We start from the raw sequence: 12,518 nt of genomic DNA on the forward strand, positions 1-12,518 counted from the left end.
GCTAAATAGCAACCAGCCCACGGACGCCATCCTGTTCCATATCAGTGCCACGTCCTTGCTGAATAATTTTGCCGCGGGACATCACTAAATAGTTATCAGCCAGTTCTGCGGCAAAATCGTAAAACTGCTCAACCAAAAGAATGGCCATATCTCCTTGGGCAGCCAGTTTTTTAATAACCACGCCGATCTCCTTGATAACTGAGGGCTGAATTCCCTCAGTTGGCTCATCCAGAATGAGTAACCGAGGTTGGCAAGCCAATGCCCGACCAATCGCCAGTTGCTGCTGCTGACCACCGGATAAATCCCCGCCACGGCGATGCTTCATCTCTTGTAAAATGGGGAAAAGTTGGTAAATACTCTCTGGCACAACCTTGCTCTGTGAGCCGAAAAAGCGCGAAAGGCCTAACAAGATATTCTCTTCTACTGTGAGTCGGGGGAAGATTTCTCGCCCTTGTGGCACATAAGCAATTCCACTTTTTACCCGTTGGTGTGGTGCTTGATGGCTAATATTTTCACCCTCCCAAGTGATGCTGCCATTTTTGAGTGGCACGAGTCCCATCAAGCATTTAAGCAGCGTAGTTTTACCGACGCCATTACGGCCCAATAAGCAGGTAATATCCCCTACAGCAGCCTCGAATGACAAACTACGCAAGATATGACTGCCGCCATAATACTGTTCGAGTTCATTTACTTGCAGCATATTTTACCCTCAACTCAACGGATAATAGTGGGTCAAAAAAACACTCAAAGTTCATCCGACATTTGGCTAACCCATAATAGGGAAGAAAATCAGCGCCCGAGATACACCTCGATCACCTGTTCATTAGCTTGCACCTCTGCTAATGAGCCCTCAGCCAACACTTGCCCTTGATGCAATACCGTGACATGATCGGCAATAGTCTCGACGAATCCCATATCGTGTTCCACAACCATCAGTGAATGCTTTCCTGCCAGTTGATTAAATAACTCGGCTGTATAGGCGGTTTCTGCATCAGTCATCCCTGCAGCAGGCTCATCTAATAGTAGTAAATGTGGGTCTTGCACCAATAACATACCAATTTCAAGAAATTGCTTTTGACCATGAGATAACAACCCTGCCTGCCGTTGCCGCATATCACTGAGGCGCAACATGGTCAACGTTTCATCAATTTGATCCCGCTGCTCGCTGCTTAACTTGGCACCTAGACTCGCCCAAACGGTTTTTGTACTTTTTTGCGCCAGCTCTAGATTTTCAAAGACACTTAGCGCTTCAAATACTGTGGGTTTTTGAAATTTCCGCCCGATCCCCGCTTGGGCAATTTCAATCGTGTTCATCATTGAAAGATCATGGTGTTGGTCATACATCATCTTGCCGCTCTGTGGGCGTGTTTTACCGGTTATCACATCCATCAAGGTCGTTTTATCCGCACCATTTGGGCCAATAATGCAGCGCAACTCTCCGACACCAATTTGTAATGAGAGATCACGTAACGCGTGAAAACCATCAAAGCTGACATTGATATTTTCCAATGTCAGCACGGGGTCACGTTGCTGACGATACTTATCAGCCGCATACTCAATAGTTCCTGGTTCCTGCGCAATAATCTCTGGATAAATCAGTTGCTCCGTAATTTGAAATCGGCTCATTTTTCTCTCCCCCGCTTCAGCAAGCCAATAACACCTTTCGGCAAGAATAAGGTCACCAGAATAAATATTAAGCCGAGGAAGAATTGCCAATATTCCGGCATAGCCATGGTGAACCAACTTTTTGCGCCGTTAACAATTCCCGCCCCTAGTACTGGGCCAATAAGAGTGCCGCGCCCACCAAGCGCCACCCAGATAGCGGCTTCAATGGAGTTAGTCGGCGACATTTCACTGGGGTTGATAATGCCGACCTGTGGCACATATAGAGCACCAGCCAAAGCACACAGCACGGCGGATAGTGTCCAGACAAACAGCTTGAAACCTTTCGGGTCATAACCACAAAATGTCAGGCGATTTTCAGCATCGCGTACTGCGGTCAACACCCGGCCAAACTTGGTACGAGCCAATGCAAACCCCAGTGCCAGGCTAGCGATTAATAGGACAAGTGTCGCGAGAAACAGGGCAATACGGGTCGATGTTGCCGATACCGGAAATCCCAGCATGGTGGTGAAACCCGTGAAACCGTTATTACCACCAAAGCCGGTTTCATTGCGAAAAAAGAGTAGCATCCCTGCATAGGTTAATGCCTGAGTCATGATGGAGAAATAGACCCCTTTTATTTTGGAACGAAAAGCAAAATAGCCAAAAATAAGAGCCAGTAAGCCGGGCACCAATACGATCAGGCACAATGCCCAAGCAAAGTGTTGGCTACCACTCCAAAACCACGGCAACTCAGACCATGACAGAAAAGACATAAATGCAGGTAGGCCATCACCTGCTGCCTGCCGCATCAGATACATCCCCATGGCATAGCCGCCGAGGGCAAAAAACAGGCCATGCCCCAGTGACAGTAATCCGGCATATCCCCACACCAGGTCGAGTGCAATAGCGACCACCGCGTAACATAGAATTTTACCGATAAGTGTTAAGGTATAGGTCGATATTGCCAGTGGATTCTCCGCAGGCAACAACGCCAGAAAAGGTAGAATCATCAGTGCCACCACCACTACAGCACCTAATGAGCGACTGATAATTGGTGCTTTTTGTGTCAAAGTCATTGCTAGAGGTTGATTCATTAGTCACTCACCCTGCCCTTGAGGGCAAACAGACCTTGTGGCCGTTTTTGAATAAACAAAATGATCAGCACTAAAATCAAAATCTTACCTAGTACTGCGCCAATCTGCGGTTCCAGAATTTTATTCAGCATACCCAGCCCCAGCGCCGCAACCACACTTCCCGCTAATTGCCCGACACCGCCGAGTACGACCACCAGGAAAGAGTCAATGATGTATCCCTGCCCTAACTCTGGGCCGACATTCCCCAGTTGAGATAGTGCGACGCCACCTAATCCAGCAATACCGGAGCCGAGGCCAAAGGCCAACATATCAACCCGCCCTGTCGCCACCCCGCAGCAAGCAGCCATTGCTCGGTTTTGTGTCACGGCCCGCACCTGCAATCCAAGGCGGGTTTTATTCAACAGTAACCAAGTGAGCAGCAGAACAACGACTACGAATACAATCACCGCAATGCGATTCCAGGGTAAAACTAAATTTGGCAAAATCTGTAGCCCGCCAGAGAGCCACGCAGGGTTAGCGACTTCCAAATTTTGTGCACCAAAAATCATCCGCACACTCTGAATCAGCATTAAGCTAATCCCCCAAGTCGCCAACAACGTTTCCAACGGCCGCCCATAGAGGTGTCGGATCACCGTACGTTCTAGCGCCATGCCAATACCGGCAGTGATAAAGAAGGCAACTGGCAAAGCGACCAGCGGATACAGTGCCAACCAGTGCGGTGCAAATTGTTGAAACAGTGATTGCACCAAATAAGCGCAATAGGCCCCCAGCATCAGCATCTCACCATGGGCCATATTAATGACACCCAATAAACCATAAGTAATAGCCAGGCCCAATGCCGCCAGCAATAGGATGGAACCCAGTGATAACCCGCTGAACACTTGGCCAATAATATCGCCCACCAATAATCGGTTTTGCACCTGTTTTAGGCTACTGGCCGCCGCAGCGCGAACTTGCGCATCAGGTTCAATCTTGGCATCAGTTAAACTTTGCAGCCGTGACTGAGTCTGGGGTGAGCCGGATTGCCCCAACAGCTGTACGGCATTCAGACGCACCAGCGGATTGCTGTCAGTCAGTTGTAAATTCGCCAGTGCGATGCCTAATGCTTCTTTAACTTTGCTGTCAGTTTCCAATTTTAGGCGCTGGCTAAGTAGCGGCAATTGGTCACTTTTAGCCTGCTGCTGTAACTCCAATGCGGCTTGTAAGCGCACGGATCCATCTTCACTCACCAGCCGTTGAGCCGCTAGCGCATTAGCAATCAAGATTCGTAACCGGTTGTTAAGCCAGATTTTTTTCGGTGTATCGGTGGGTTGTAATTGCCCTTCTAGCGGGGTAAACCCCTGATTACTCTGGACGAAAGCCTGCCCCGCGCTATCTATTACCAACGTCTCCTGTTTCAGTGCCTGCAATAAAGGCAATCGACTGGCATCTGGCTCTGTCGCCCATTGTTGTAACAGAGTGGCCTGCTGTGAGCGATTGGCCGCAGCAAAATCATGGGCTGGCCCTGCAACTGCCCATGTCGATATACCCAGTAACAGGCCAATCATCAGCCTGAGCATATAATTGGCGGCTCGACCCCACACAGGAATTAATGATTTCATAGGTTCACTCATCACTGATATATGGCAAAAGAGATCCAGAGTCAGTTGTCGTCATCAACACAAGCCGACTCTGGAAAGTCACCGCTACTGAGTGCTTTTTACTGGATGGTCTGGTTTTTTGTCATTCCCTGCGATAAACGGGCTCCATGGCTGAGCACGAATTGGGGCATCCGTCTGCCATACCACATTGAACTGCCCGTTCGCCTCAATTTCACCGATCATCACTGGTTTATGCAGATGATGATTAGTTTTATCCATCGTCAGCGTAAAACCTGAAGGTGCCGGATAAGTTTGCCCTGCCATGGCAGCACGAACCTTATCCACATCCGTTGATTTGGCTTTTTCGGCCGCCTGTGCCCACATATGCATACCTACCCAAGTCGCCTCCATCGGGTCATTGGTGACGGCAGTATCCGCATTCGGCAACTTGTGTGCTTTGGCGTAAGCTTTCCATTGCTCAACAAACTTCTTGTTAGTCGGATTATCCACCGATTGGAAATAGTTCCAGGCAGCCAGATTGCCCACTAATGGCTTGGTATCAATACCACGTAATTCCTCCTCACCCACCGAGAAAGCAATTACCGGAACATCAGTCGCTTTAATACCTTGGTTGGCTAACTCTTTGTAGAAAGGTACGTTCGAATCACCATTAATAGTGGAGATAACAGCCGTTTTTCCATCGGCAGAGAATTTCTTAATATTGCCAACAATGGTTTGATAATCGCTATAGCCGAACGGGGTATAAATCTCCTCAATATCTTTGTCCTGAATACCTTTGGTGTGTAAGAAAGCGCGCAGAATTTTATTAGTAGTACGCGGATAAACATAATCAGTGCCCAACAAAATAAAGCGTTTAGCGGCACCACCATCTTCACTTAATAAATATTCCACGGCGGGGATAGCTTGCTGATTAGGTGCGGCACCGGTATAGAAAACATTCGGCGACATCTCCTCTCCCTCATATTGCACCGGATAGAACAGTAAACCATTCAACTCTTCAAATACCGGTAATACAGATTTACGAGAAACCGAAGTCCAGGCGCCAAATACCACGGCAACTTTATCTTGTGTTAATAATTGCCGTGCTTTCTCAGCAAAAAGCGGCCAGTTAGATGCGGGATCAACAATAACTGGTTCAAGTTGTTTACCCAACACACCACCATGAGCATTGATATCATCAATACTCATCAGAGCCATATCCTTCAATGGTGTTTCAGAGATAGCCATCGTGCCAGACAACGAGTGCAAAATGCCCACTTTAATGGTATCCGCAGCCAGTGTGCCAAAAGCCACACCTATGCTGATAACCGAAGCCGAAAGTGCAAAAACCTTAATTAAGTTACGATGTTGCATAGCGTTAACCTCTGGTCGTTGAGTAAAATACACAAGATCGAATTACTCTGCGCAATCGCCATGCCAGTTTTATATCTTGATAATTTAATTGAAGAATATATATATAACGATCAAATAATTGAATATATCCGCGAATTATCTGCACCATTAATGCGCAATGCATGAGCACAGATAGTGCAAAAAACTGGAGTCTTAATGTGAGGTGCATTAAGTATTAGAAATAAAAAAGAGATAGATCAGTTCAGAAATGAAATCATTGATTTTAATGAAAAATAGGAATGACAATTGCCACTCCTGTTTTCTTATTACTAATATATATCAGCTGCTTATATCAATATAACAACTGTTGGCCAATATCATTAATTTTACTTTTTAGGGCCACGAATACGTAAAGTCAAACCTTTCAGGAAATAACGTAAAACCTGATCACCGCAAGGGCGGAAGTTTTTGCTGCCCTCTTTACGGAACAAGGCATTCAGCTCAGGTTTTGACACTGGGAATTCAACCGCGTTGAACACATCGTGCATATCAGTATCTTTCAACTCAAATGCTACACGCAGTTTTTTTAGCACAATATTGTTAGTAATGACGGGTTCTACCGCAGGTGCTGGGAACTTGTCATCTTTACCACGGCGAAAGAAGATCAGGCCATTAAGGAAATGTGCCATCACCAGATCAGGACAATCCTGATAACCAGCTTCATCTTCTTTTTTAAGAAAATTAACGACATCCGCATTGTTCACGTCAAAATCAGCCAGCTTAATGATTTCTGTTATCTTGGTATCATTTACGTTAAGCATGTAGCGAACACTACGGAGCACATCGTTGTTCATCATATTACTGCCCTATTCCTATTATTTAGATTAGACGTGGCGAATATCGCAAGAAAAACAAAACATTTCTTTAACGTCTAGCGGGCCGTATTGTATAGATCAACGTTGATTTTCTCAATGTAAATCTGATTAATGCTCATACATCAAAATAGACAATAGACGCCTGTTAGCTCTATTATTCATAGGGAATGACTAGTATTATATTAAGATAATTACTGACGAATTAATAAAATGTATTATTTAGCCATCATCTTAATCTTCCATTATTATAATGATATCAGCACTAGCTTTAATAGCATTGACAGGCTGATAAAGTGAGACATCATCACCAATGATATATTTTCTACGAAGGGTCGCAGATATTTTATCCATGATCATGACGATAACCACCATGATTAATGTAATAAACATCACGACATCCCAGTTCCATAACCGCATATTCTCAGCATAAACCAAGCCAATACCACCAGCCCCCACAAAACCTAAGACGGCTGCCGAACGGGTATTAGATTCAATTTGATAAAGACTTAACGCCAGAAATGTTGGAAAGGACTGAGTAAAAATGCCAAAACGATGCTTTTGTAGTGCATTCGCACCCATAGCCGTCAGGCCACGATTGGGCGATTTATCCACAGCTTCATGCCCTTCAGCATAGAGTTTACCCAGCAACCCCATATCTTGCATGATAATAGCCAGCACCCCAGCCAGTGGCCCCATGCCCACGGCACGAACAAAAATAAGCCCCCAAATGGCCATATCAATACCCCGGAAGATATCTAAGAAGCGGCGGATCATAAAGGAAATAATACGCAAACACGGTGTCGACATAACATTCCTGGCGGCCAAGAATGATAAAGGCAAAGCGATCAATGTCGCCGTGAGTGTCCCGGCAAAAACAATAGCTAAAGTGATAAAAATCTGACTGAAATAATATTTAAATGGCCAATTAATAAAATCATGCCAAACAAACATTCGTAAAAAATAGCGGCTTATTTGCTGGCTTCCATTAGTAAATGTCTGCCAAGGAATACCAAAAACCTTGAAGAAAAAAATGTAATACAAAAAAATCCCCACAGCAATAGCTGCAACCACTCTAACATAGCGTTTTTGCTGTAAAAAAAGCTGCGGATGTTGCTGTTTGAGCGCTGATGTCTGCTCCGTTGTCAGGTGATAAGTCAACATTATGACGCTCCTTCTACAACTCGCTTACGTAATTTACCGGATGCGTAATCCAGCAATGAAACCACAATAATAATTAGCAATAACGTCATGCTGACTTGATCATAACGATCCAGTTTTATCGAGGTCATCAGCTCCTGTCCTATTCCTCCGGCCCCCACCAGACCTAAAATTGTTGATTGGCGGAAGTTAATTTCCAGGCGCATAAAACTATAAGAGAGGAAAATAGGTTTTACCTGTGGCCAGAGAGCAAAACGCATTTGTTGCAATTTACCAGCACCACAAGCTGCCAGGCCGCGAACAGGCTTATCTGATGCTGTTTCCAGCGACTCATAAAATAGCTTGGTCAGGCTGCCAATGGTATGCAACGCAAGTGCTAAAAAACCAGGGATCGCACCAATACCAAAGGCCATTACAAACATTACCGCCCAAGCTAATTCAGGCATGGTACGCAAAAATGCAACAAAAGTTCGAATAAATAAGCGCAACCAAGGTGGGCTTTGCGTATTATTCGCTGCCAAAAAGGCGAGAATAGTGGCAACTATTACGGATAAAATAGTTGATGCCACCGCCAATTGTAGTGTTTCCCAAATCAGCGGTAACTGAATAGGTAGCCGATAGCCCCAATAAGCAAAAGAGCCTTCTGTATGACCGTCCGCAAATAAATTTGGCCAATGGAGTACGGGTATGGTCTCAGCCAAATAATCAAAGAAATTTGGAATGGAAATAAAAACAGTATGCAAATTAAGCTCAGCAATACTTCCCGCGCCAAGATAGATAATTGCCAATGTTAATGACCAAATCAACGTTTCACGTTTCTGTTTACCGCGTATCTGCTGATAGTAGTGGTTAAAATCTGTATTCAAAATTAGCTACCACCTAAGAGCAATAGCCCCAGCTAAGCCAGAGCATACCCTGCTGACGTGAGGTTACAGGAAGTTAACGGCTCACACTCACCCGAATCACTTACATATGTAAGCTCATCGGGATTTATTTGTTTACTACCTACAACTCCAGGTACCTTGGGTATATATTATTTACCCGCCGGATCGGCTTAACGATCGCCTTTGGTTAATTCACGTTTCATATCAATGATATTTTGATACTCGCTAAGTGATGTTTCACCAATATGCTGTTTGCCGCCCATCGCTTTAATGAAGCAACCGTGATCTTCTTTGTCCAATTTTTTAACCGCTGCAACTAATTGCGCTTTAAATTCAGGTGGCAATGCGCTGCGAACTAAAATCGGGCCATTAGGAATCAATGGAGATTGCCAGATAATGCGGATCTGTTTCATTAAATCAGGGTGATCCATGCGGATCATGCGGGTAAATGCGCCGCTGGTATAACCGGTATTATAATCACCGATCATTGAGGCCCAAGTCACCGCACCGGCAAACTGACTATTAATAACCCCGAGGATATCTTGCTCATGACCACCAGAAAAAGTCACACTAGAGAAGAAATCGTTATATTTATTATCTGGCGTCCCACCAAATTTCTGCTTAAAACTTTGGTTAGGGATCAGGAAACCTGACGTTGAATCATGGTCAGCAAAACCAAATGCTTTACCTTTCAAGTCTTCAATTTTCTGATAAGGGCTATCTGCTTTTACCACGACAACTGAGTGATAACCGCGCGATTTATCTGTATCATCGATTGCAATGCCAACAATATCAACAGCTTTAGGATCTTTGATATAAACAGAGGCAAAAGATGAAGGGGACATACTTAATACCAGGTCAATCTTCCCACCCAATAGACCTTGGATAACACCAGAATAATCAGATGCATTATGCAAATTCGTTTTTACATTTAATTCTTTATCCAAGAACTCTTTGACGCACATGTTATCGCCAATTTGCTGTGTCGCATTCTGCCCGCCAAGAATACCCAGATTAATCTCTTTCGGTGCATCCGCTGCTGTAGCATTAAATACCATCATGCTTGCCAATAATGAGGTAAGACAAAGTACTTTTTTCATTAAAATAACCTATTCTGATAAAGGGATAAGTAGGGATTAATGCAAAAGATCAGTTGATTCATCGCTATAAATATCTTGAATAATGGTGTCATTTAGTAGCGACGGAGGCCCGTCAAAAACAATTCTTCCATGTGCAATACCAATGACGCGAGTACAATAATCCTTAACTAAATCAACAGAGTGCAAATTCACAACCACTGCAATATCGTTTTCACTTATTTTCTGTAATGTATTCATAATGCGCGTTGTGTTTTTTGGGTCCAAAGAAGCAACGGGTTCGTCGGCCAATAATATTTTGGGGTTCTGCATCATGGCGCGACAAATAGCAACTCGCTGCATTTGACCACCAGATAGGTTCTCCGCACGCTGTAGGGCATGGGGCAACATATTAAGCCATTGCAATAACTCGATTGCTCTGGCTCGGTCCTGCTCAGCGAATATTTTGAAAAATGATTTTAGTGTTGAGGTATAACTGAGGCGGCCTAATAAAACATTGGTAATAACATCAAGGCGGGGGACCAGACAAAAGTCCTGAAAAATCATGCCGCATTTGGCGCGCCATTTACGCATCTGCTTTGCTGTAAGTGCTGCAATATTCTGCGTATCGCCATTATCATGATAATTAATGATTTCACCAGCACTGCTAGGGATCGTGCCATTTAAAACATGCAGCAATGTGGATTTACCGGCACCTGAACGGCCAATAATTGCGACAAACTCACCAGCATGAAGTTCGAAATTAATGTTATCTAAAACGCGATGCTGTGATTTGTACGCTTTAATTAACCCTTTAACGGCAAGTACCTTCTTACGCGGTTCTTGCACCACAGCCGGATAATCAGCCACAGTGAATTTACGTAATGCCTGGCCCATATCATGTCTCTCAGATTTCCTGTGGTCATGAGCCATTAACGGATATTTTTATTGCATCTCGATGATAGTTTTATGAGAGAAAGGTGACAAAAATAGCCACCTTTCTTATCTTTTTAAGCGCACAGATTTTAGTGAGTAATGATTATTTTATGTCATTATCATAAATCTCTTATGCGGGGTTAACTTCTTAACTTTCGGTAGACAAATAGCACGACCAACGAACCGACAACTGCAACCACAAAGCTACCAAGGTTAAATCCATCAACTCGCCCCATACCAAAGAAGGTGCTGATATAGCCTCCGACCAGAGCCCCGACCACACCGAGAATGATGGTCATAATAAAGCCACCGCCATCCTCTCCGGGCATAATCCATTTAGCCAAAATACCGGCAATAAGACCAAAAATAATCCAAGATAGTATGCCCATAAGCACCTCCATAAAATTAATTTTCGTGACAGCTGATTTAGTGACTCTGTAAGTGACTCGTCGTTCACGTTTTGCTTTTGGCCTTAAACATAAGCCCCCAAACAAACATGGTAAACTCACTATTACAAGCTTAAGCAACTATCATCATTATTAAGTTAAGACCCGAATAACAAAATCTGCAAATCAGATCAGCAATGTTCAGCACAAATCAAATAACTGGCTGACGCGGTATGACAATCTGGTTAACACCCTGTTGTTGTAACTTTTTCAGCAAATCAATCCCCCCATTTGGCATACTATGAACGAACTCCCTTTCACTGGTAAATATGGGGATGGCCCAATATATATTGACCGGGTCACCTTGCTGTTTGGGCAATGTAAGATTGTCTGCATCAGCATATAATTCTGAAGATAAAATGTAGCCTTCGTAGCCCTGAGGGGCAACTGACGACTCCAATGTATGCCCCTCCCCTAGCCAGGTTATTTTGCTCCAGGGAACATGAGAGAACCCAGCCAAAGCGCTGGCCATATGAATAGCATTGTCCTCATTAACATATTGCCCATCTATCGCTATTGCCATCTCCAAACGCCGATATTTAGCGGCATCATCATTGAATAATATTTCAACCCACGGCTGAGGGCGAATACTGACCCCCAATGTCAGAAAAAAATATATTCCCTCTTTTTCGTGCTGAGAAATGGCCATTGGCGGCCACTTTCCTTGGTCGATGGCATAATATTTCAACGATGGACCAAAGTGTTGTTCATAGCATTGAATATATTCAGCCTGTAATGCGGGCCATGGATTCCCTTCTTCCTGCTGCCAAGTCCGCCAAAATTGACGGGTATTTTGTGCGTTGGCATATTGAGTGTTGGTTGAAGCTGAACCAAGGGGTAATGTCAGGGGATTATCTTTAATACAGCTGGCAGAATAACAAATGGAGTGATCAATATATAAGCTCCAGCCAGGAATAATCGCTAACAATTGCCCCTGATACCATAGTGCAGCACCATCATCACTTTCAGACCAGACTATCGTAATAAATTGTGGATCAAGTTCTGCCTCACCGGCCACATTACGGCAAAACTCGGCCGCTAATCGGGGGGCCAATCCTTGTTCAAGGGCAGAATTATCAGCAGATTGGGGCGCGGAAACCAAATTTCTTACCCAACAAGCACGAACCGGGAAACGCTCTTCAAATGCCTCCTGCGGATAGAGATAGAAGTACACGACCCGCTGGTCCTGCTGCACCACGGCTATTAATGTCTGGTTTTCATTACTGACTTCGGCCAGCACTTCAGATTCTTTCATATCGCCTCAACTGTTTCGGCAAAAGATTTCAGGCGAAACACACTGCATGCCTGCCATAAAGTAAGTCTATTAGCGGGATACTGATAATTTCATGCTAATAACTTTTACTGATAATGTAAAACATGTGGGTAGTCACACCATGGGTGCTAAACACTTACTGATAGTGTAAAACGCCCTTGCCCGTTAAATCATCAGCAAAAGTCTCAAAAACCACTGAATACGATTAATATCTAAAGTATCTGTTTATATAATTGAT

At 44.3% G+C, this 12,518-nt stretch carries 12 protein-coding genes; all 12 read right to left on the bottom strand.

Features of this window, described 5'->3' with window-relative positions; genetic code table 11:
- Nucleotide 1: 1 nt before the first annotated feature.
- Nucleotides 2–700, bottom strand: coding sequence for an urea ABC transporter ATP-binding subunit UrtE (gene urtE, locus AACW11_RS15545; RefSeq protein WP_212584689.1), 699 nt, complete (start codon nucleotides 698–700; stop codon nucleotides 2–4).
- An 89-nt stretch (nucleotides 701–789) separates the two neighbouring features.
- Nucleotides 790–1,626 (bottom strand): urea ABC transporter ATP-binding protein UrtD, encoded by an 837-nt coding sequence (gene urtD, locus AACW11_RS15550; RefSeq protein ID WP_212584690.1) that lies wholly within the window; start codon nucleotides 1,624–1,626, stop codon nucleotides 790–792.
- The gene (urtC, locus tag AACW11_RS15555; RefSeq protein WP_212584691.1) at nucleotides 1,623–2,699 is read right to left on the bottom strand and encodes an urea ABC transporter permease subunit UrtC; all 1,077 of its coding nucleotides are present in this window, start codon (nucleotides 2,697–2,699) and stop codon (nucleotides 1,623–1,625) included. The genes urtD and urtC overlap by 4 nt, the downstream gene beginning before the upstream one ends.
- Complete coding sequence (urtB, locus tag AACW11_RS15560) at nucleotides 2,699–4,300, bottom strand: urea ABC transporter permease subunit UrtB (protein ID WP_212584692.1); 1,602 nt, start codon at nucleotides 4,298–4,300, stop codon at nucleotides 2,699–2,701. Before urtB ends, urtC begins: the two co-directional genes overlap by 1 nt.
- Before the next feature lie 84 nt (nucleotides 4,301–4,384).
- Nucleotides 4,385–5,653, bottom strand: a complete 1,269-nt coding sequence (gene urtA / locus AACW11_RS15565; RefSeq protein WP_212584693.1) for an urea ABC transporter substrate-binding protein — start codon at nucleotides 5,651–5,653, stop codon at nucleotides 4,385–4,387.
- Nucleotides 5,654–6,018: 365 nt separating this feature from the next.
- Nucleotides 6,019–6,489 carry a YehS family protein gene (locus AACW11_RS15570; protein ID WP_005274408.1) on the bottom strand — a complete coding sequence of 157 codons (471 nt, stop codon included), beginning with the start codon at nucleotides 6,487–6,489 and terminating at the stop codon, nucleotides 6,019–6,021.
- 249 nt (nucleotides 6,490–6,738) lie between these two features.
- Nucleotides 6,739–7,668 (bottom strand): phosphonate ABC transporter, permease protein PhnE, encoded by a 930-nt coding sequence (phnE, locus tag AACW11_RS15575; protein ID WP_212584694.1) that lies wholly within the window; start codon nucleotides 7,666–7,668, stop codon nucleotides 6,739–6,741.
- Nucleotides 7,668–8,531, bottom strand: coding sequence for a phosphonate ABC transporter, permease protein PhnE (phnE, locus tag AACW11_RS15580; RefSeq protein ID WP_212584695.1), 864 nt, complete (start codon nucleotides 8,529–8,531; stop codon nucleotides 7,668–7,670). The genes phnE (AACW11_RS15575) and phnE (AACW11_RS15580) overlap by 1 nt, the downstream gene beginning before the upstream one ends.
- Before the next feature lie 188 nt (nucleotides 8,532–8,719).
- Complete coding sequence (phnD, locus tag AACW11_RS15585; RefSeq protein WP_212584696.1) at nucleotides 8,720–9,649, bottom strand: phosphonate ABC transporter substrate-binding protein; 930 nt, start codon at nucleotides 9,647–9,649, stop codon at nucleotides 8,720–8,722.
- Between the two features lie 36 nt (nucleotides 9,650–9,685).
- Nucleotides 9,686–10,522, bottom strand: coding sequence for a phosphonate ABC transporter ATP-binding protein (gene phnC / locus AACW11_RS15590; protein WP_212584697.1), 837 nt, complete (start codon nucleotides 10,520–10,522; stop codon nucleotides 9,686–9,688).
- A gap of 179 nt (nucleotides 10,523–10,701) precedes the next feature.
- On the bottom strand, nucleotides 10,702–10,950 hold the full coding sequence (locus AACW11_RS15595) for a GlsB/YeaQ/YmgE family stress response membrane protein (protein WP_212584698.1): 249 nt from the start codon (nucleotides 10,948–10,950) through the stop codon (nucleotides 10,702–10,704).
- Between the two features lie 208 nt (nucleotides 10,951–11,158).
- Entirely contained in the window at nucleotides 11,159–12,262 is a 1,104-nt protein-coding gene (locus AACW11_RS15600; protein WP_212584699.1) for a suppressor of fused domain protein, read from the bottom strand.
- Nucleotides 12,263–12,518: the final 256 nt, after the last annotated feature.

The organism is Yersinia sp. Marseille-Q3913, assembly GCF_963892745.1.
In the GTDB taxonomy this organism is placed as follows: Bacteria; Pseudomonadota; Gammaproteobacteria; order Enterobacterales; family Enterobacteriaceae; genus Yersinia; species Yersinia bercovieri.

What these genes read in the sequence shown, in the direction of transcription:
- urtE (WP_212584689.1), bottom strand. Translation starts at nt 700, where the DNA reads ATGCTGCAAGTAAATGAACTCGAACAGTATTATGGCGGCAGTCATATC.
- urtD (WP_212584690.1), bottom strand. Translation starts at nt 1,626, where the DNA reads ATGAGCCGATTTCAAATTACGGAGCAACTGATTTATCCAGAGATTATT.
- urtC (WP_212584691.1), bottom strand. Translation starts at nt 2,699, where the DNA reads ATGAATCAACCTCTAGCAATGACTTTGACACAAAAAGCACCAATTATC.
- urtB (WP_212584692.1), bottom strand. Translation starts at nt 4,300, where the DNA reads ATGAAATCATTAATTCCTGTGTGGGGTCGAGCCGCCAATTATATGCTC.
- urtA (WP_212584693.1), bottom strand. Translation starts at nt 5,653, where the DNA reads ATGCAACATCGTAACTTAATTAAGGTTTTTGCACTTTCGGCTTCGGTT.
- AACW11_RS15570 (WP_005274408.1), bottom strand. Translation starts at nt 6,489, where the DNA reads ATGATGAACAACGATGTGCTCCGTAGTGTTCGCTACATGCTTAACGTA.
- phnE (WP_212584694.1), bottom strand. Translation starts at nt 7,668, where the DNA reads ATGTTGACTTATCACCTGACAACGGAGCAGACATCAGCGCTCAAACAG.
- phnD (WP_212584696.1), bottom strand. Translation starts at nt 9,649, where the DNA reads ATGAAAAAAGTACTTTGTCTTACCTCATTATTGGCAAGCATGATGGTA.
- phnC (WP_212584697.1), bottom strand. Translation starts at nt 10,522, where the DNA reads ATGGGCCAGGCATTACGTAAATTCACTGTGGCTGATTATCCGGCTGTG.
- AACW11_RS15595 (WP_212584698.1), bottom strand. Translation starts at nt 10,950, where the DNA reads ATGGGCATACTATCTTGGATTATTTTTGGTCTTATTGCCGGTATTTTG.
- AACW11_RS15600 (WP_212584699.1), bottom strand. Translation starts at nt 12,262, where the DNA reads ATGAAAGAATCTGAAGTGCTGGCCGAAGTCAGTAATGAAAACCAGACA.